A 22475-nucleotide genomic window follows, 5' to 3' on the forward strand; every position below is an offset into this window, starting at 1 on the left:
GCAACATGGAATTATTATTTTTTAAGATGCCTAATAATACAATATTTATGTAGTTATTATTTAAATGCATAAAGAATGGAGGAATATTTTGGTAGAGTTAAAAACTATTAAGGAATTTCAAGCGGGTAATAGAATAGATGGGTTTTTCATAATTAAATCAGCGGAGAAAAGAATCTCATCAAACAATAAGAAGTTTATTAATTTTACTTTTGGAGATAAAACCGGTGATATAAACGGAAAACTTTGGGATGCATCAGATGAAGATGAAAAAAATTTTACAGACAACATGCTTGTAAAGGTAAGAGGTACTATAATAGAATGGCAGAATAATCTTCAACTTAAAATAGATAAAATAAGAAAAACCGTAGATGATGATAATGTTAAAATATCAGATTTTGTTCCATCAGCACCATATTCTTCAGATGATATGTACGCCACTATACTTGAATATGCTGATAAGATAAAAAATCAAGATATAAAAAACATTGTATATGATGTTTTAGAAGGAGCTGGTGAAAAATTAATGTACTGGCCAGCAGCAAAGAAAAATCATCATTCAGTTCGTTCTGGACTCTTATATCATACAACTACTATGCTTAAGGCAGGAGAAAAAATCAGTGAGGTATATACATTTTTGAATACAGATTTAATATATGCAGGTGCGATACTTCACGATATGGCAAAACTTGAGGAAATGGAATCATCAGAGCTTGGGATAGTTACTGACTACAGTATAGAGGGGCAGCTTTTAGGTCATATAATTTTAGGTGTGGAAAAGGTAAGAACTTCAGCTAAAAAAGTTGGAGCAAGTAAGGAAGTATCTATGATGCTTGAGCACATGGTATTATCACATCACTATGAGGCAGAATACGGAAGCCCTAAAAAGCCAATGTTTCCTGAGGCAGAAGTTCTTCATCATTTAGATGATATGGATGCTGCTATGTTCGACATGAGAAAAGCAGTTGAGGGAATAAATCCAGGTGAAATGTCAGATCCAGTATGGTCTCTTGATAGAAGAAGAATATATAAATCTAACTTAGATAAAAATGAAGAATAAAATTATAAGTGGCTGCTGCATTTAATGCAACAGCCACTTATAATTTTATGCAGTTTTTATAACTTGTTCAACTGCTTTAATAACTTCAGCTACTACACTTTTCGCATCTTCAAAAGAAAGGGAAGAATACAGTGGAAGTGTTAGTTCATTTTTATATTGATCATAAGTATTAGGGTAATCCTTTATAGAATATCCTAAATTTTTATAATAAGTAAACATTGGAAGAGGCGTAAAATGGACATTTGTAGGTATTCCTATTTCAGCCAGTATATTTATTACATCATTACGCTGTTTTTCAGTAAAATTTTTTATTCTTAAAGGAAATAAGTGATATGAAGTTTCCTTTTCTGAATCTTTCTTAAAAGGTATGATTGCCCATGATTTATCCTTTAAAGCTTCATCATAAAGGTCTGTAAGTGCTGCTCTTTTTTTTAGCATATCTTCATAACGTGTAAGTTGTACAAGACCGATTGCTGCATGAATATCTGTCATGTTACATTTCAGACCGTCAGTTAAAATATCATACTGCCAACCGCCAGCTTTAGATTTTGTAAGAGCATCTTTAGTTTGACCGTTTAATGAAGTATATTTAAGTTCCTTATATAAATCCTTTTTTCCATTAAAATGATTATTATTAAAAGTTATTGCTCCACCTTCAGCAGTAGTTAGATTTTTTACTGCATGGAAAGAAAATACGTGAAAGTCTGCCTGACATCCAACTCTTCTTCCCTTATATGTTGCTCCAAAAGCATGTGAAGAATCTGATATTAAAACTATATCTTCTCTATGTAATTCTTTTAAAAGATTCCTTATGGCATCATAGTCAAGGGGAATTCCAGCAATATCAACTGTTACTATTGCTTTTGTGTTTGGTGTTATAGCATCTTTAATTTTATTTATATCTATTAAGAATGAATCTTTTTCTAGATCCACAAATTTTGGCTTTATACCTCTATGACATATGGTATTTGAAGTAGATGCATAAGTATAAGGGGTAGTTATTATTTCATAGGGAGGATTGAAATTAAGAACTCTAAGTATTAAATCAAGAGCACAGGTTGCACTGGAAACGGCAACTGCTTTTTCACACTCACAGTATTCAGCTACTTTTTTTTCAAATTCTGCAACTTTAGGCCCTGAAGTAATCCATCCAGATTTTAAAACTTCAACTACTTTTTCTATTTCCTTCTCAGTGATGTCTGGTGGAGAGAAGGGTATATTGTATTTTTTCATGTAATTACCGCCTTTCAAATTAGAGATAAACCACATAGTAATAAAATCGTCATAAATTGTGTTTGGTTTATACATATAAGCAAATTTAAAGTCTAATAATATTATAAGATTTAAATTTATTATTTACAACTTTTTAAAAAAGTAGTATATTAATAAATATAGATTATTAAATAATAATAAATATTAATGAAAGGAAGTTTATTATGGATACAAAAGAAGTTGTTTTAAAAATATTAAATGATGCAGGAGAACCTCTTAAAACTAAGGATATAGCTGAAAAGGCAGGTATTGATTCAAAGGAAGTGAATCAAGCAATTAAATCATTAAAAACTGATGGAAAAATTATATCGCCTAAGAGATGCTATTATTCAGTGGAAAAATAAATCGAATTAACATTGATTTGTAACATTAAAAAAATTCTATAAATCTAAGGTTAAAAAATCATAAAATCCTAAGAGTTTTCAATAACTCACTAACGTTCAGACAAATTGAAAACTCTAAGTATTTTATGATTTTTTAACCAAGATTTATTAGAACTTTTTTAAATTGTTACTTCATCAATGTTAATTCGATTAGAGAGTAAAGCAAGGAAAAAATTCCTCCGTTCCTACGGAATTTTAGGAATAATTAGTAAATCACTATTTAGACAAGTAAACTTTCAATAATTCTACGAAGTTTGCCAAATTTAAATAGCTGATTTAGTTTGATATTTATATTATTTTTCGTAGGGAAGCGGAGAAAAATTTACCTTGCTTTTATTTTAAGTGAAGTAATAGTATTTTGGAAACGATTTAAATAAAAGTCAATAAGACTTGCTTCAAATTATAAAAAGACTTAGAAATTTTAATTTGTTTGAGCTTTTTTACGCGAGTTATTAAAATTACTTAGTCTCTTTATAATTTGAAGCTTAGTCTTATGATTTTTATTTAATTTTTCAAAATACTATTACTTCACAGATTTAAACATTTATTAACATCAATTATAGTAGGAACCCATTGTCCATTGATATTTTTTATAAATTGATTAACCTGTATGTCTGTACCATTTGTTAGCTGAAAAAATTGAAACATGTATTCATTTCCATCTGTTCCAGAAACAAAAATGTTTTTTACATAACCAATTTGTTCTGTAGGATGTACAACTTTAATTAGTTTGCACCAATCACCGTAAACCGTATTTACATACAGTTCAGCATTATGTGCCCAACCATGGTAGGGAGCACACAGAAAATCCTCACCCCTTAAATCTATATCAGAAATTTTGTAGCTGCCGTTCTCATTTTTTATATACATAAATCCATAGTAATAGGCAAAACTTGTATTACCATTTACAGATGGTTCTATGGTTTCTATTTCAAAAAAATATTTATATACATTAGTATTATTAGCATCTAGTATATTTCTTAGTTTTATTAAATTGATATGACCAATTTCTTTAAACATTTCAGAGTAACTTTTATAATCAAGTCTTTTTTTAAAATCTTCTGTGAGAAAGCTGTAGGAAATAGGGTAGGGTTCCACTCCATTTCCAATGCTTCCGCATCCACCTTTTGATATACTCGACGCCTCTCTTAAAATACTAAAATAATTAATAACGGTTTCTTTAGGGGAGATAAATAGATAATTTGGCAAGGTTATCTTATTGTAATCTTCTTTCCAGTATTTATCAAGAAATTCATAGCTAAAGTCTTTTACATTTATAGCAACTAGTTTTGAAGGTCTAAAATACCTCTCATTAAATTTTAAGATATCTAAATTAGTATTTTCCATAATTATAACCTCATGTTATTATTAAAAACTTACATAAATAGTATATTTGAGATAGGTACAATTGTTTAATAAAATTTATAGTACATTAAAATTAGAAATTAAAAATGAAGGAGAGTTTTCCGCATCCTTGCTCTGGAAAATCTTCCTTCATTCTTAACTTTTAACTTACTAAGATTAGTATGTTTGAAATTCTAAGGCATGAATATATTTTGAAAATGAATATTACTATTTTGTATACTCCTGAACCTTAAAATCATCTATCTTATCGAATGGTATATAATCCTTATTTGTTAAATATGATCCAGTTGCAGGAACATTAATTACATAATACGCAGCTGCTGTTCCTTTCGACCTTGCATCATACCAATTCAAAAAGTCATTTAACTCACTTTCTGATAAATCATACTGTTTTGTGCTTCCATTAGCCATATTAATTATTAACGTTGCTCTATTGCCGCCAGTTGTAGGCGTTGGATCCTTTGCTTTTGTTACTGTAACCGTACATGTAGCACTTAATTTACTTCCATCCTGTGTAGTTGCTGTAATTATTGCTGTTCCTTCGCTGCTTCCTGCTGTCATCTTTCCCGTAAGTTTATCTACCGTTACTACATTTGAATCGCTACTTGTCCAATATACAGTTTTATTAGTTGTATCATCAGGTGTTACTGTTGCTGTTAAAGTATCATCAGTTTTGTTTTCTTCTATTGAATCTGTTGTCTTATTTAACGTTATTCCTGTTGCCACACTGTTGCATTCTATTACATCATTATATATTTGTAAATCGGCTAAAGAACCGTTATAACGGTACATCATATCAGGAGTTCTCGCTGTTCCTACAAGTAAACTATATGTTGCAGCATCTGTTTCAACTGAAGATGCAGTAGAAGAAACATTTGGCTTTATTAAATCATCAATATATAATTTAACACAATTAGAATTAGTAGTCCCATCCCAAGTAAATAATATAGTATGCCAATTATCATCATCTACCTTAATATTACTCTGCATAGATATAGTATAAGTTAAAGTCGATCCATTAGCCATAAGAATTGATAAATAGCCAGAATCTGTTACATAAAATCCAATTCCTTTTTTTGACCAATCCCCTTGATAATTATTAAGTAAACTTCTCCAATTTGATGCATAATGTTGGCATTTTATTCTAAACATTATACTTTTCTTACCAGCTGGTATTATAGGCTTATTAAAATTAATATAATCATTGCTACCATTAAAGATTCTATATGTTCCAGCATTATCATTTACACTTGTAGTACCATTATAAGTACCATCATTTCCATGTCCTGAGCTATCTTTACAAACTGTTCCACTTGTTTCATCCATTTTATAATTTGCTACTAAATTAGATGAATAATCTTTCTTAGGTACATAGTTTTCAGTATTTATTGCTGCAACTGCATTATTATTTGAAGAACCTTTAGTTACATTTGCAAATATTTTACTGCTGTCACCACTAAATATAACTGAAGCTACTACAAAAAATGCACATAAAAATAATCCAATAACTTTAAACTTTTTCTTCATTTTATTATCCTCCCAAAATATATATTATTTTACTTATAAACAATATCATTATCGTGATATGACAATATATACTTAATGGAAATAAATAAAGTAACTGCCATATAAAAAATTAATGAAGAATGAAGAGTTAAGAATGATGGATGATTTTTTGCCGCTATGCTATAGAAAATTTACATTCATTCTTAATTCTTTTTTTATTTTTGCTTTGCAATATTTATATTTAGTGCAGCAGTACCTTTTATTGATATATCAAAATGTCATAAGTTTAACTATAAGTAGTAATTTGATAATATTACAAAAAATTCAGAAAAAGAGATTTATAGATAAAAATATGCTAAAAAGAAGAGAATACACATGGATAAATCATGTACACGTGTAATTAAATGTTAAAAATAACGTTTACAAGTATGCAAAATTGGTATATACTTTATCTGTAAAGGAGGTGTAAAGATTCTAATTATTAAAAGTAATATATTATAACTAACGAAAAAAAATCTTTTTTTTTACCTAATTGTGCAATCGATTGCACAAATTTAAAAGTACTTGAGAAAAATAGTATGAAATATTATAAATAAAGTAATGAAGGGTGGTAAAAATTAAATGAGTAGTGTTAATAAAAGACCTATATGGAAAAAAACATTATATTGTTTTGTTGCTGCCGCATTAGTAGTAAATACTGTACCTCAAACATTAAGATTGAATACCGCTGCTGATTTTAATACCAGCATTAAGGCTAATAGTGTTAAAGCAGCTTCAAATATTTCGGCAAAGCTAACAGGAGATACATTGACAATTACAAATGGTTCAGATCAAACTAGTATACAAATATGTGAACCTCAACTGTTTAGGGTTGATTATAAACCAGGTGGAAAATCAAGTGATAAAACTTTAGTAGTAGATCCTGATAAAAAGTGGAGTACAGGTAACATAGTATCCAGTGATCTTGATTCGGATCCTATGGTTGTGACAACTAAAAAAATGGTTTTAAAAATAAGTAAATCAGATTTAAGCATTTCAGCGTATGATATGCAGGGTAAAATGATTTTAAAACAAAATTCAGTTGCAAGTAAGAACGTAAATTTCACACATAATTCTGGAGATAGATTTTATGGAGCTAATGGATACAATATCAAAGATGATTCAAGCAAAGGAATGATTAGAAATGGCAATACACCTGTTTATGCAGGATATCAAGGACACTGTGGAGCACCGTTTATATGGAGCAATGATGGATATGGAGTACTTGTAGATTCAGATGGAGGAAACTTTTCAATAGAAGATACATCGCTTAGTTATAATGGAGATTCTAAAACCGATACAGATTATTATGTAATGCTTGGGAATCCTAAGGAAGTTATGTCAGAAGAATCCGATGTATCAGGTAAAGCACCAATGTTTCCTAAGTGGGCAACCGGTTTCACAAACACCCAATGGGGATGGCAAAATTCATTATCAGGAAGTGGAACTGATGAAGACAAGCTTAAAAGTGTAATTAATACCTATCGTTCTAAGCAAATTCCAATAGATAACTTCTGTCTTGATTTTGATTGGAAGCAGTGGGGACAGGACAACTATGGTGAATTTAAATGGAATACAGATAATTTTCCATCTTCAGAGTCAGGTCAGTTAAAACAATATATGGATTCTAAGGGACTTAAATTAACAGGAATAATGAAGCCAAGAGTTCTTTTTAATTCACAACAGGCAAATTATGTAGCATCACAAAATTGGTGGCTTCCAGGTGATAAAGCACAGAATGATTACTGTTGTAAGAAGGACATGGAGAATGTAAATTTTGCGATACCTGAACTTAGAACCTGGTGGTGGAATCATATACAGGATGCTTTTGATAAAGGTATTGTAGGCTTCTGGAATGATGAATGTGATGAAGATTCTAACTTTGGTAACTTCGGAAACATGAACATGGAAAGAGCTATATATGACGGACAAAGAGGATATAAAAACCAAAGAGTATGGTCAATTAATAGAAACTACTATTCTGGAGCACAAAGATATGCTTACGGTATGTGGTCTGGAGATATAGATACTGGCTTCCAGAGTATGGCAAATCAACGTGAAAGAATGCTTTCAGCAGTTAACTTAGGTGAGGCAAGATGGGGAATGGATACAGGTGGATTTAATAGCGGAAATCCATCAAGTGAAAATTATGCTAGATGGGTTGAGTTTAGTGCGTTTACGCCTATATTTAGAGTTCATGGTAACCAAGACCAAGTGCGTTATCCATGGGCATTTGGGAGTACTGCGGAATCCGCTGCAAAGAAAGTTATGCAGTTAAGATATGAATTAATGCCATATGTATATTCATATGATAGAAACTTATCACAAACTGGATTAGGACTTGTAAGATCACTTATGATGGAATATCCTAATGATGCTAATACAGCAAATGATAAGGAAGCATGGATGTTTGGAGATTATATGCTTGTATCACCAGTTGTTGAACAGGGGCAAACATCAAAGAATATATATTTACCAGCAGGAAAATGGATAGATTATAATACAGGAAAACAATATGATGGTGGACAGACTATAAACTATGCAGTAAATTCAAATACCTGGGATGATGTCCCTATATTTATGAAGAGCGGTGCAATAATTCCTACACAGGATTATGAAGACTACGTAGGTGAGAAGAAAATAACTGACGTATATGTAGATGCTTTTCCAGGTACAGAAGCTTCAAATTTTGATTACTATGATGATGATGGAAATACTTATAATTATGAAAAAGGCTCTTATTTTGATCAGAAGATGACTCTTCAAAAGGATAATGGTTCAACCTATGTAGAATTCAATATAGGTAAAAATTCAGGAAGTTATACACCTGACTTACAGAATTATATAGTGAAAGTACATTCAAAAGCATTAAATACGGTTACTTCCAACGGACAAGCATTAAAACAGTGTTCAAGTTATGATGAACTTAAAAATGCTTCAGGAGAAGGGTACGCAACTGGAACTGATAAATATGGTGATGTTACTTATGTAAAAGTTGCTGCCGGTGATGCAAAAGATATAATTGTACCTACAACAGCTGAACCTGCATCTTTAACAGTAACTCCAAGTGTAAAGGGTGGAACTTATGCAAGTGCACAAAATGTATCTCTTACAGCTTCAAGACCAGGTTCAACAATATATTATACCTTAGATGGAACGGAGCCAACAGAAAATAGTACAAAATATACAGCACCAATTACTATAGATTCAAATACAACTATTAAAGCTATAGCAGTAGATGCTCAAGGTAATAAATCTGATGTTGATACAGAAAATTATACTATCAATATACCTTTAACAGCATCTGCAGATTTAGCTGAAGGGACATACTATGGTGCTAAAACAGTAACTCTTACAGCTTCAAAACAGAATGCAGTAATATACTATACTACTGACGGAACAACTCCAACATCAAGCAGTACAAAATATACAGCACCAATAATTTTAAATCCAGCAAAAGATTCTCAAACACTTAAATTTATAGCTGTAGATGCTGCAAATCCAAATAATGTTTCTGATGTTTATACAAAAGTATATAACATACGTAGAGCAGATGAAGGCGTAACTGTACATTTTAAAAATCCAAGTGGCTGGGGAGCACCATATGTGTACTATTATGATGCTTCAGGTAATAAAGGAGCAAATTGGCCAGGAATAAAGATGACCAGCGAAGGCAATGGATGGTATTCATATACTATTCAAGGCTGGACAACTGCAAAGGTATTGTTTACTGATGGTACAAATCAAACTCCAGGAAAGAACCAGCCAGGACTTGATGTTACAGGAGAAGAATGGTATGAAAATGGAATATGGTATGCATCTAACCCAGATGGCTTAACTGCAGCTGCAAGTGTAAAGGGTGGAAATTATACGTCAGCACAGATGGTATCACTTACAGCAACAAGTTCAGATGCAACGATATACTATACTACTGATGGAACAGATCCAGGAGTAAGCAGTACAAAATATACGGGACCAATTAATATAGCTAAAACTACTACACTTAAGTTTATTGCAGTAGATGCAAAAGGCAATAAATCAGCTATTTATACAGAAACATATCAAATAAATCCAGTAAGCGATTTTGTAACGGTTCACTTTAAAAATCCAAGTGGTTGGGGAGCACCATACGTGTACTATTATGACGCTTCAGGCAAAAAAGGAGCAAATTGGCCAGGAATAAAAATGATTAGTGAAGGCAATGGATGGTATTCATATACTATTAAAAATTGGACAAGTGCAAAAGTATTATTTACTGATGGCAGAAATCAAACTCCAGGCAAAAACCAGCCAGGATATGATGTTACAGGAGAAGAATGGTGTGAAAATGGAACATGGTATCAAAGTAATCCTGATGCTAATTCAATTATAAGAGCACAATCTGCTTCAACAAAATTAGGATTATGTATGAAAAATATATTAGTTCCAGACCTTAGTTTTAGATAAAGTATATTGAAATGACCTAAAATTGGGTTGTTGCATTAATAATTAAATTAATTGGTTACTGATTTTAAGTTGCACTATATTATTTTATTTGATGTAACAACCCTTTTAGATTTAAAATTTATACATTTATGATTTAATATATATGAATTTAAATAACTAAAATGAGAAAAATTAAAACAAAATATTGAAAGGTGGTAAACATTAAATGGACAATACTAAAAGGAACTGTTTATGTAAAAAGACGTTATATTGTCTTGTTGCTGCCGCGTTAGTAGTAAGCGCTCATCCTAAAGTTTTAAGCTCAAATGTTGTAAAAGCTGATACTAATACGAAAACTATTGTAAGTTGTAAAGTAGCTTCGCCAAAGAAATTTTCTGCTAAATTAAAGGGTAATGTATTGAAGATTAAAAAGGGTGCTGATAAAACAGACATACAGATATGTGAGCCTCAACTTTTTAAGGTTGATTATAAACCAGGCGGAAAATCAAGTAAGGATACCTTAGTCATAGATTCTAATAAAAAATGGAGTAAAGTTAAAATAGAAGCAAGTGATCTTAAATCGGATCCTATGATTATAAAGACCTCAAAAATGACTTTAAAAATAAGTAAAACGGATTTAAGTATTTCTGTTTATGATTTACAAGATAAATTGATCTTAAAACAAGCTTCAGTTGCAAGTAAGAGCGTAAATTTTACACATAATTCTGGAGATAGATTTTATGGGGTAAGTGGATACAATGTTAACGATGATTCAAGTAAAGGAATGCTTAGAAGTGGCAATACATCTGTTTATGCAGGGTATCAAGGACACTGTGGAGCACCATTTATATGGAGTAATGATGGATATGGAGTACTTGTAGATTCAGATGGAGGAAACTTTTCAGTAGGAGATACATCTCTTAGCTATAATGGGGATTCTAAAACCGATACAGATTATTATGTGATGGTAGGAAGTCCTAAGGAGGTTATGTCAGAGGAAGCTGATGTATCAGGTAAAGCACCAATGTTTCCAAAATGGGCAACTGGTTTTACAAATACTCAATGGGGATGGAAGAATTCATTATCAGGAAGTGGAACTGATGAAGACAAGCTTAAAAGTGTAATTAATACCTATCGTTCTAAGCAAATTCCAATAGATAACTTCTGTCTTGATTTTGATTGGAAAGAGTGGGGGCAGGACAACTATGGTGAATTTAAATGGAATACAGATAATTTCCCATCTGCAGAGTCGGGTGAGCTTAAACAGTATATGGATTCCAAGGGACTTAAATTAACAGGAATAATGAAACCAAGAATTCTCAAAGATTCAGTTCAGGCAGATTATGTAACATCAAAAAATTGGTGGCTTCCAGGTGATTCAGCACAGAGTGATTACTGCTGCGGAAAACAAATGGAGAATGTAAACTTTGCAATACCTGAGCTTAGAACCTGGTGGTGGAAGCATATACAAGATGCTTTTGATAAAGGTATTGTAGGTTTCTGGAATGATGAATGTGATGAGGATACTAAGTTCGGTAATTTTGGAAACATGAACATGGAAAGAGCCATATATGATGGTCAAAGAGAATATAAAAACCAAAGAGTATGGTCACTTAATAGATGTTATTATGGAGGAGCCCAGAGATATGCTTATGGCATGTGGTCTGGAGATATAAATAGCGGCTTTCAAAGCATGGCAAATCAACGTGAAAGAATGCTTTCAGCAGTTAACTTAGGTGAGGCTAGATGGGGAATGGATACAGGTGGATTTAATGGTGATGATCCATCAAGTGAGAACTACGCAAGATGGGTTGAGTTCAGTGCATTTACACCTATATTTAGAGTCCATGGTCAAGAGGATAAAGTACGTTATCCATGGGCATTTGGTAGCACTGCGGAATCTGCTGCGAAGAAAGTTATGCAGTTAAGATATGAATTAATGCCATATGTATACTCATATGATAGAAACTTATCACAAACTGGATTAGGACTTGTAAGATCACTCATGATGGAATATCCTAATGATGCTAATACAGCAAATGATAAGGAAGCATGGATGTTTGGAGATTATATGCTTGTATCACCAGTTGTTGAAGAAGGACAAACATCAAAGAGCATATATTTACCAGCAGGAAATTGGATAGATTATAAGACAGGTCGCCAATATACAGGTGGGCAAAGTATAAATTATGCTGTAAATTCAACTACCTGGGATGATGTTCCTATATTTATAAAGAGTGGTGCAATAATTCCTACACAGGACTATGAAAACTATGTAGGTGAAAAGAAAATAACTGACGTATATGTAGATGCTTTTCCAGGAGCAGACACTTCAACCTTTGATTACTATGATGATGATGGAAATACTTATAATTATGAGAATGATGGTTACTTTGATCAAAAAATGACACTTCAAAGAGCCTGTGATTCAAAAGCTGTACAATTTAATATAAGTTCAAAGAAAGGCAGCTATAAATCCGATTTGAAAAATTATATAGTTAAAATGCACGTAAAAGCAAATGGAGATGTTACTGTAGGAGGACGTAAGTTAACCAAATATGCAAGTTATGATGAGCTAAAGAAAGCAACAGGAGAAGGATATGCAGCTGGAACTGACATATATGGTAGTGTTACCTATGTAAAAGTTTATGCAGGACATGCAAAACATATAAATATACCGTGTAATCCTGTTCAATTAACAGCTTATGCAGATGTAAAAGGAGGAACTTATACATCACCTCAAAAGGTTTCACTTACAGCTTCAGATCCAAATGCATCAATATATTATACTACTAATGGAACTGAACCAACTGCTTCAAGCACAAAATACACAGGACCAATTACAATAGATTCAAGTAAAATACTTAAGTTTATAGTAAGAGATTCTAAAGGCAATGAATCAGATGTATATACTGAGAAATACATTACTTATATAAAAGTACACTATAAAAACCCAAGTGGCTGGGGAGAACCAAATGTATATTATGATAATGCCGCTGGTGGAGTAAAAGGAGCAAATTGGCCAGGCGTAAAGATGAATAATGATGGTAATGGATGGTATTCCTACATTATTAAAGATACAACAGCTGCTAAAGCTACCTTTAATGATGGGACTAATAAAAGTGCAGCCGTTGATGTTACAGGAGAAGAGTGGTATAAAGATGGAGCATTATATCAGTACAATCCAGAAATAACTATTTCTCCAAGTTTAAAAGAGGGAAGATATGCAGGAAGTCAAACACTATCACTTACGTCATCAGATCCAAATGCAACAATATATTATACTATTGATGGAACTGTACCAACCAGTAATAGTACAAAATATACTGGGCCCATTACAATAGATTCAAGTAGAACAATTGAATTTATAGCTGTAGATGCTAATGGAGACAAATCACAGGCATATTCACAAAAATATAATATCTATATGAAAGTTCACTTCAAAAATATAAGTACTTGGGGAGAACCTAATATATATTTTTATGGGGCTACAGGTGGAGTAACGGGACCAGCATGGCCAGGAGCAAAAATGACTAGCGATGGCAATGGATGGTATTCATATACTATCGAAAATGCTTCAAGTGCTAATATACTATTTAATGATGGAACGAATCAAGTTCCAGCTCATAATGTACCAGGATTTGTGGTTTCAGGTGAAGAATGGTACAAGGATGGAGCATGGTATAAAACTAATCCTAATTAATAACAAAAGGGATGTCGCTTATTGCGGCATCTTTTTTGAATTTACAATATTTTTTTATAGAAAAAATTTAATCACATAGAGTTCACATAAACTTTTGATATTTGTACAGTAAATTGTGTTTTATAATTTTTACATAATAACTTAAGGATGCAAATTACAATAAGGGGAGTGAACTTTAAATGAGAAAAATTAGTTTTACCAAAGAAAATATAGCTTTAACTATAATTGTGATATTATCATCAATATTAAACTTTGTAAATTTAAGTATAGAGGGAACTGGAAATGCATATTATGCAGCAGCGGTAAAGAGCATGACTATGAGCTTTAAGAATTTCTTTTTTGTAGCTTTTGATCCTTCTGGATTTGTAAGTATTGATAAACCGCCGCTTGGATTCTGGTTTCAAGCAATATCTGCTAAAATATTTGGATACAGTGGTGTAAGTATATTATTACCTTCGGCATTAGCAGGAGTAATTTCTGTTATATTAATATACATAATAGTCAAAAAATCTTTTGGAAGTGCGGCAGGACTTTTTTCAGCATTATTTCTTTCTATAACACCAATTTTTGTAGCTGTAAGTAGAAATAATACTATAGATAACATACTTATAATGTTTTTACTATTAGCAATGTGGGCACTTACAGTTGCAGCTGAGAAAGGGAAAATGAAGTATTTAATAATAAGTTTAGCTCTTGTGGGATTTGGCTTTAATGTAAAAATGCTAGAAGCATACATGGTTATTCCAGCTATATATATAACGTATCTTCTTACAACAACTATATCTATTAAGAAAAGGTTAATAAATTTAGTTTGTGGAACTCTTATTTTAGTGGTTGTTTCTTTATCTTGGGCATTTGCTGTTGATTTATTTCCTGCATCAAGTAGACCATATGTGGATAGTAGTAGTAATAATACAGTAATAAATTTAATATTCGGACATAATGGTTCGGAGAGATTATCCTTTAGTTCTAAACAAGGTGGCCCTGGTGGTGGAAAATCTATGCCGGGAAATTTAAAGAATTCTTCAAGTGTTAATATCCAAGGTGGACCAGGAGGCCAAGGAAGGCCAGGAGGCTCAAGTAGTAACAGCAGCAAGATGCAGGACGGTCCAGGAGGTTCAAGTTCAAGTAGTAAGATTGGTAACATGCAAGGTGGACCAGGAGGTCAGGGAGGCCCAGGTGGACAAGACAGTAATTCATCAGGATTCCAAACATCAACATTTGGTGGAACTGTTACTGCAGGAGTGACAAGATTATTTTCTAAAAATACACTTGCAGATCAAGTAGTGTGGTTTTTACCACTTGCAATGTTTGGATTTATAGCATCTGTGCTTAAGGAAAAATTAAGATTCCGTCTTGATAATAAGAGAAAACAATCTATTGTAATGTGGTTTATGTGGTTCTTGCCTGAATTTATATATTTCAGCTTTAATACAGGTACATGGCATCCATATTACTTAACAATGTTCGCCCCTCCAACAGCAGCTTTGGCTGGAATAGGAGTCACTTGTTTGTGGGAACTTTATGAAGAGGGTGGATGGAAAGCTTACTTATTACCAGTAGCTTTTGCAGTAAACGGAGCAACTCAGTTACTTATGCTTTCATTTTTTATAAGTTCATTAAGTATTGCAAAAGTATTAATGATAATAGTAGTTTTACTAAATATTGTACCGTCTATAATACTTTTAGTATTGAATATAACGGGTATGAAAATAGAGGATTTAAAAGATGTTGAGTTTAAGAAAAAACTAACATGTTTGGTTATAGCAGGACTAATAGTAGCGCCACTTATAGGCTCGGGTGCTGTGCTTACTACAGCAGTTAATAGTTCATTCCCAGTAGCAGGCCTAGAAATTTTATCGAGCGGCGGTCACGGCATGGGAGGTGGCAATATTGGTATGACTCAAGGTGGAAATAATTCTAACTCAAAACTTATTCAATTTCTAGAAAAGAATAAGACCAGTAGTGAAAAGTATCTACTTGTAGTTCAAAATGCTAATTCAGCATCAGAGTTAATAGTACAAACTGGAGAGCCCGTAATGTGCTTAGGTGGATTCATGGGCAATGATAAGATACTTACACTGGCTCAATTTAAAGAATTGGTTAAGCAAGGTAAAATAAGGTATGTTATGGTTGGTGGCGGAGGTGGAGGAAACTCCAGCAGTGAAATAATGAATTGGGTTCAAAAAATGGGTAAATTAGTGGATTCAAGTGAATATAGCAATCAGAAAACTCAAACTACCACTAAACAAAATGCAGTTAGTAGTAAAAGTTCAAGTGACCAAAGTAAAGGTGGAAATGCACAAGGTAGAATGGACGGAATGAACTCACAATTATATGATTTAAAATCTTATGCAGATAGTATTAAAAACAAATAGTAACGAAAGGTGGCAATATTATGAAAATTAGAAAGGCAGTGATACCAGCAGTTGGCTTAGGAACTAGATTCCTACCAGCTACAAAAGCTCAGCCAAAGGAAATGTTACCAATAGTTGATAAACCGACAATTCAATATATAGTTGAAGAAGCAGTTGCAGCAGGTATTGAGGAAATATTAATAATAATTGGCAGAAACAAAAAATCCATTGAAGATCACTTTGATAAATCAGTAGAACTTGAAGAAGAATTAAGAAATAGCAATAAAAATGAATTACTTAAAGTAGTTCAAAACGTAAGTATTATGGTTAATATATGTTATATAAGGCAGAAAGAACCTAGAGGGTTAGGTCATGCTATAAGTCTTGCTGAAAGTTTTGCTGGAAATGAAGCCTTTGCGGTTATGCTTGGCGATGACATAGTTGATAACAAAGTGCCATGTTTAAAACAACTTATGGATTGCTACGATAAATACAATACATCTATTTTGGGTGTTCAAGAAGTTGATAAGAAGGATGTATCAAAGTACGGAATCGTAGATGGATTAGAAATTGAAGATAAGGTATGCAAGGTTAAAAATTTAGTGGAAAAGCCTAAAATAGAAGAAGCACCTTCCAATATAGCTATTTTAGGTAGATATATAATAACACCATCGATATTTCCAGTATTAAAGAATACTAAACCTGGAAAAGGTGGAGAGGTTCAACTTACAGATGCTTTAGAAGAATTACTTGAAAAAGAAGCAATATATTCGTATTGTTTTGAGGGGAAGAGATATGATATAGGAGATAAATTGGGATTCGTGAAAGCTAATATTGAGTTTGCTCTTAAAAATAATAATTTAAGAGAAGATCTTATGAGATATCTTTCAACTATAGAGTTTTAATAGTTAAGCTTTATTTAAGTGATCTCATGAGAAATACAGATTCTAGGGTACTTTATGCTCTCTAGAATTTTTTGTTTCTCCCTTAAAATAGAATAATAACCTTAAAGCAAAACCAGAAACCCAACCAGCAGGAATCCCAAGCCATATTCCGCTTACACCAATTTTATATGACATAAATATTGATATAGGCAGTTGAATACACCATAGAGATACTATAGTTGAAATCATAGCAGAAATTGAATCGCCACGTCCAAGTAGAACGCCATTTGTTACATTCATAGCCGAGTAGGCAATATAAAAAGATCCTACTATTAAAAGATAATTTTTTCCTATGCTAATAACAGAAGTATCTTTTACAAAAAGTCTCATTAAGTTTTTGGAGAAGATCACAACTATTACAGAAATTATTAAGCATATAATAAAACCAATTATGAAAGTAGAAATAAATCCTTTTTTAACTCTTGATTTTTTATTTGCACCAAGATTTTGTGCGGTAAAAACAGACAATGCATCTCCTAAATTAGCAGCAGGCATTTGCGCAAAAGAATCAAGCTTTGAAGCTGCTGCAAAAGCTGCAATAGAGGTTTCACCGAAACTGTTTATTAAAATCTGATTAACTATGAGACCACCAGATAAAAACAATTTTTGAATGGCAGCGGGAAGTCCTATTTTTAAACTTAATTTAAATACATATGTGCTGAAATTTATATTTTTTATATTAAATTTAAATTCAGAATATGACCTATTAAAGTAAATAAAAATTCCTATAAAAGAAATGGTCTGAGATATTATTGTTGCAAATGCTGCTCCGTAAGATTTACTTTTGAAGATTACTATAAATAGAATGTCTAAAAATATATTTGCAGCGGTAGACAGTATGAGAAAATATAGTGGAGTTTTTGAGTCTCCAATGCCTCTTAAAATACTGCTTATGGTGTTATAACCAAAGGAACCAATAGTTCCAAGCATAAGAATTTTAAAGAATAAATTTGCTTCATTCATAAGAGTGTAAGGAACTTTGAAGAAAATTAATATATATTTACTAAATATAATTCCTAGTATTGTAATTAATATTGATGTAATTAATATAAATACATATGAGGTATCAATAGCTTGTTTTACTTTAGCTATATTTTTTTCACCATAGAATTTTGCTGTGAGTATATTTGTACCTAAAGTTAATCCTATAATTATGAGGAATATGGCAAAGTTTATGTTAAAGCAGTCACTGACTACAGCAAGAGAATTTTTACCTAGGAAGTTTCCAACAATTATACTATCTATAGTGTTGTATAATTGTTGGAATAAGTTACCTAAGAGTATTGGTAAAGTAAATTTTAATATAACTGTACGTTCATTCCCTATAGTTAAATCTTTCATGTTAAAGTCTCCTCTTTAAAAATGTTATAGGTACAGTGTAAAATAGAACTTACATGTGGTACAAGAATAAAAAACTTAATGTGAACTGGTACAGATTAAGTTTCTAATATTAAAAATTAAACTGTCCATGGTGTAAAATAGTATTATAAGTGTGCATGCGCAGGAGGAAAATGCTTTGAACAAATATGATAAAATTATAAAATATATAAAGAATGAAATATTGAATTGTAATATAAAATCAGGTGAAAAGCTTCCATCAATAAGAAATATTTCAGAAAGGTTTAATTGCAGTAAAACAACAGTGGTTAGAGCCTATGATTTGATGGAAAAAGAACACATAGTTTATTCTATACCTAAAAGTGGATATTACCTTATTGAAAGAGATTTGAATTTAAGTGATGAAGTTTCAAATAATAAAGTGGATTTTGCTTCAGCTGCACCAGATAAAGCTATTTTACCATATGAAGAATTTCAACATTGCACGGATGTGGCAATGAACTTATACAAGGACAACCTTTTTAGTAATTCAAATGCACAGGGACTTCCTAATTTAATTGATGCCATTATGAAACAGCTCCAGAATTATCAGGTATTTGCAGAGAAGAAGAATGTATTTATAACATCAGGCTCTCAGCAGGCTATAAATATACTTACAATGATGGATTTTGGAAATGGTGGGAAAAAAGTGCTTGTGGAACAGCCTACATATCACGGTGTTTTGAAGTCTTTGAGACTTAATCATGTAGATATTATTGGAATTAAAAGAAATTATGATGGTATAGATTTTGATGAGCTTCAGAATATATTTGAAAAAGAAAGTATAAAATTTTTTTATACTATACCAAGATTTCATAATCCAACAGGCCTGTCATATTCAAATGATGATAAGAGAAAAATAATAGAAATTTGTAATAAATATAATGTGTATGTAGTTGAGGACGATTATCTTGGGGATTTAGATATAGATAAAAAATCAGATCCAATGTATGCCTTAGATATGAATTCAAGGGTTATCTATTTAAAATCATATTCTAAAGTTCTTCTTCCTGGACTTAGAATTTCAGCAGCAGTGCTTCCAAGTAGGTTTACAAATGATTTTATAGAGTATAAAAGATGGAATGATTTAAATACATCTGTGCTTTCACAGGGGGCTTTAGAGATATATATAAAAAGTGGTATGTTCGATGAAAATATTAAAAAATTTAAGGAAGTGTATACTGGGAGGATGAATTATCTGAATAGATTAACTAGGAATTTAGGTAGTTCAAAAATAAATTGGTATATTCCAAAGTCGGGATTTTTTGCTAGCTGTGAAATAAATAGAACTGTAAATATGAGTTATATTATTAAGAAATTAAAATTGAGAAATATAATAATGCTTGATACATCACAATTTTATTTAAATAGTAATAGCAGCAGACTTATGAGAATTAGCTTAAGTAGAACTAATTTGCATAAAATAAAAAAAGGCATTTTAGGAATTGTAGATGAAATAGAAAAATATACGTAATGAAATAAAAAATTGCAATGAGGATTATTTTCACTGCAATTATATGTATTTACTGTTTTATTATAATATAATCATCATTGTTCATAATAACAGTACATTTTTTATCATGAACAAAAGACCTATTGGTTTTGCTATTATTTAATAAGTATAATCCTTTAACTTTATTATTAACAAAATTATCTTTAGAGCTTTCTTTTGGATTTAAATTGCATAAAACTTCTGTAATAAACATATTTGATTGTGACCATTCATCAGTATATATTGTGCTATTTTTCAAATCTTCTTTGTTTTTTAAATCAATAAGTACATTTTGAGAAGCAGGCATTGATGAGGTATTAATTTTATGTACTATAGAAAATTCACCGCATATAGAGCATGAAATAAGAATAAAACATACAAAATATTTAAGATTTGATGAAACAGCTTTGTTCTTAATTAAAGAGTTAGTCATCCATGCTAATAATATGGTTAGAGCAGGATATATTCCGTTTATGTACCATATTAATTTGGATTTAGACAATGAAAATAATATAAAAGGAACAAGAGCCCAAACTAAAATGGAAATTTTCATAAATCTATTATTTTGTAAATTTATTTTTAGTTTATTTGTAAATATGTATATAGGTACTATAAAAGCAATGTAAAAAGTAATATAGTAATTATTTCTAACAAAATATTTTAGATAATAAGTTATACTTCCACTGTGGCCTTCTATTGTGCTTGTGGATCTGGCTAAAAGGTCATAGGTTATCATGGATTTTAAAAATTTAGTGCCATCAAAATTATATCTTAGTCCAGCCCATATAAATATTGGAATAAAACTGCATGCAAAGAAGATTAGATATTCTTTAAAGGTTATCTTAAATAGTTTGCCTGTAATTAATAATATGAGTCCAACAACAGCTATAATTTGAAGTGTTGCATAACTTTTAAGTAGAAAAGCCATAGAAAAAATAAAACCTGCAATGTAAAAGTTTTTTATAGAATTATCTATTTTAAGTAAAAAGTAAATTAATAATGTGAAAAGTAAAGTTAATCCTGCATCAAAATCTCCAGTTCTACCGGTGTGCCAAATTATGAAAAGGTAATTAGTACTTAAGATAATTAATCCAACTATTGAAGCCAATTTACTTATTCTATCTTTTAAAATTTTGCTTACAATTAATACTGTAAAAAATGAACTTAAAGTAGAAAAAAGTCTTAAGGAAAAAAGATTATAGCCAAATATTTTATAAGATAATGCTATCATCCACATTCCAAGGGGTGGCTTAAAGTTATAATAATCTATTTTATAACCATAGGTTGAAATTAAAAAGTTATTATTTTTTATCATTTCAAAGGCTGTAATTCCGTGTCTAGCTTCATCCCAATCTTGAATGGTTCCTAAACTAAGTTTATAAAATAAATTAAATATTGGTATTATTAGTGAAATAATTAGAATTGGAAAGTAATATTTTTCGACAAAATTATTTGAAGCTTGAGCAGAAGTTTTATTAGATGACGACATTATGTATCCTCCATAAATTTAATACGTAAAATAATAAAATATTGTTTATTATATCACTTATATGGGTAAATAGTAAATAAAGTATTAATAATTATTATAAAAATATAATCAATTAATATTAATCAACAAATGAAGTGAAGCAACAGTAATCTAGAACATATATGCGAGGTTTGGGTAAGGAATCATATTCCAAGCCTCGCATATGATTAAACTAATTTTATTTTATATTCCTTAAGCCAATAATTTAATTGAAGTAAATAAGCTATTAATTGAGGGCCTTTCATAAGCTGACCGAACCATGGAGTTTTGTAGGAAGCCCCTCCGGTATCTATTAGTTCAGTTATAGTTTTTAAATCTATTATATCTAGAATAGGTGAAGTTTTGTCGCTTACTACTTTTTTAAGCCATTTTTGGACTATAGCGGTGTATCTTGGATCAAAAGTTTTAGGATAAGGACTTTTTTTCCTTTCAACTACATCTTGAGGCAGTACGCCCTCAAAGGCTTTCCTTAATATTCCCTTTTCTCTGCCTTCTAAAAATTTGATTTCAGGTGGTATATTGAAGGCATATTCAACAAGTCTGTAATCTGCAAAAGGTACTCTTACCTCAAGGCTGTTTGCCATGCTCATTCTATCTTTTCTTGTAAGCAGTGTAATCATAAACCACTTTATATTTAAATAGAAAAGTTCACGCATTCTCTTTGCATAAGGAGTATCAGTATCACAAACGGGAACATTATTTAAATTTTCTTTATATTTAGCATCTACATATTCTTGAAGGTTTATAGATTTTAAGTCATGTGACAGAAGGCTGCTCCTTTCACTTACAAATCTTGACCATGGGAAGGTATTAGCATATATCATTTCTTTTCGCATAAACCAAGGGTATCCACCGAATATTTCATCTGCACATTCACCTGAGTGTGCATAGCTAGTGATTATTTTTGAGGGGTTTTAAGATATTCTTGATTGTTCATTTTGATTTAAATATAATATAAATATCTTATTTAAAAGTATTATTAGATACTATTTGTGAAAGTAGTATAATATATCTATTATATAGCAAG

At 31.2% G+C, this 22475-nt stretch carries 12 protein-coding genes and 1 pseudogene; 7 read left to right on the forward strand and 6 right to left on the reverse strand.

Annotated features, from left to right (window positions below; genetic code table 11):
• Window positions 1-64: 64 nt before the first annotated feature.
• Window positions 65-1057, forward strand: a complete 993-nt coding sequence (locus BEE63_RS17635; protein ID WP_066022631.1) for a 3'-5' exoribonuclease YhaM family protein — start codon at window positions 65-67, stop codon at window positions 1055-1057.
• Between the two features lie 45 nt (window positions 1058-1102).
• Here BEE63_RS17635 and BEE63_RS17640 read toward each other — a convergent pair whose 3' ends face one another.
• Window positions 1103-2290, reverse strand: a complete 1188-nt coding sequence (locus BEE63_RS17640; RefSeq protein ID WP_066022632.1) for a DegT/DnrJ/EryC1/StrS family aminotransferase — start codon at window positions 2288-2290, stop codon at window positions 1103-1105.
• Between the two features lie 203 nt (window positions 2291-2493).
• On the opposite strand from BEE63_RS17640, the gene BEE63_RS17645 reads away from it, so the two are divergent.
• Entirely contained in the window at window positions 2494-2673 is a 180-nt protein-coding gene (locus tag BEE63_RS17645) for a winged helix-turn-helix transcriptional regulator (RefSeq protein ID WP_066022633.1), read from the forward strand.
• Window positions 2674-3240: 567 nt separating this feature from the next.
• Here BEE63_RS17645 and BEE63_RS17650 read toward each other — a convergent pair.
• Together BEE63_RS17650 and BEE63_RS21270 are read right to left on the reverse strand one after the other, a co-directional pair.
• Complete coding sequence (locus BEE63_RS17650; protein WP_066022634.1) at window positions 3241-4059, reverse strand: hypothetical protein; 819 nt, start codon at window positions 4057-4059, stop codon at window positions 3241-3243.
• Between the two features lie 225 nt (window positions 4060-4284).
• Window positions 4285-5604, reverse strand: coding sequence for a LamG-like jellyroll fold domain-containing protein (locus tag BEE63_RS21270; protein WP_081312592.1), 1320 nt, complete (start codon window positions 5602-5604; stop codon window positions 4285-4287).
• A gap of 600 nt (window positions 5605-6204) precedes the next feature.
• Between BEE63_RS21270 and BEE63_RS17660 the strand changes: the two genes are divergently transcribed.
• The 4 genes from BEE63_RS17660 (at window position 6205) to galU (ending at window position 17012) form a co-directional block, all read left to right on the forward strand.
• Window positions 6205-10068, forward strand: coding sequence for a chitobiase/beta-hexosaminidase C-terminal domain-containing protein (locus BEE63_RS17660; protein WP_081312593.1), 3864 nt, complete (start codon window positions 6205-6207; stop codon window positions 10066-10068).
• Between the two features lie 205 nt (window positions 10069-10273).
• Window positions 10274-13750: a TIM-barrel domain-containing protein gene (locus tag BEE63_RS17665; protein WP_066022635.1), complete on the forward strand. Its 3477-nt coding sequence runs from the start codon at window positions 10274-10276 to the stop codon at window positions 13748-13750.
• A gap of 179 nt (window positions 13751-13929) precedes the next feature.
• Window positions 13930-16128 carry a glycosyltransferase family 39 protein gene (locus BEE63_RS17670; protein WP_066022636.1) on the forward strand — a complete coding sequence of 733 codons (2199 nt, stop codon included), beginning with the start codon at window positions 13930-13932 and terminating at the stop codon, window positions 16126-16128.
• A gap of 20 nt (window positions 16129-16148) precedes the next feature.
• A complete protein-coding gene (gene galU, locus BEE63_RS17675; RefSeq protein WP_066022637.1) occupies window positions 16149-17012 on the forward strand; it encodes a UTP--glucose-1-phosphate uridylyltransferase GalU in 864 nt (287 codons plus the stop codon).
• A gap of 42 nt (window positions 17013-17054) precedes the next feature.
• Here galU and BEE63_RS17680 read toward each other — a convergent pair whose 3' ends face one another.
• Window positions 17055-18392, reverse strand: a complete 1338-nt coding sequence (locus BEE63_RS17680) for an MATE family efflux transporter (protein ID WP_066022638.1) — start codon at window positions 18390-18392, stop codon at window positions 17055-17057.
• Window positions 18393-18567: 175 nt separating this feature from the next.
• On the opposite strand from BEE63_RS17680, the gene BEE63_RS17685 reads away from it, so the two are divergent.
• Window positions 18568-19902: a PLP-dependent aminotransferase family protein gene (locus BEE63_RS17685; RefSeq protein ID WP_066022639.1), complete on the forward strand. Its 1335-nt coding sequence runs from the start codon at window positions 18568-18570 to the stop codon at window positions 19900-19902.
• 49 nt (window positions 19903-19951) lie between these two features.
• Here the strand turns inward: BEE63_RS17685 and BEE63_RS17690 are convergent, their stop codons facing one another.
• Entirely contained in the window at window positions 19952-21409 is a 1458-nt protein-coding gene (locus tag BEE63_RS17690) for an ArnT family glycosyltransferase (protein ID WP_066022640.1), read from the reverse strand.
• Window positions 21410-21615: 206 nt separating this feature from the next.
• A pseudogene (locus BEE63_RS17695) lies at window positions 21616-22335 on the reverse strand (asparagine synthase-related protein); the annotation flags it as partial.
• Between the last annotated feature and the right edge of the window lie 140 nt (window positions 22336-22475).

This window comes from Clostridium pasteurianum, assembly GCF_001705235.1.
Classification (GTDB): domain Bacteria; phylum Bacillota; class Clostridia; order Clostridiales; family Clostridiaceae; genus Clostridium_S; species Clostridium_S pasteurianum_A.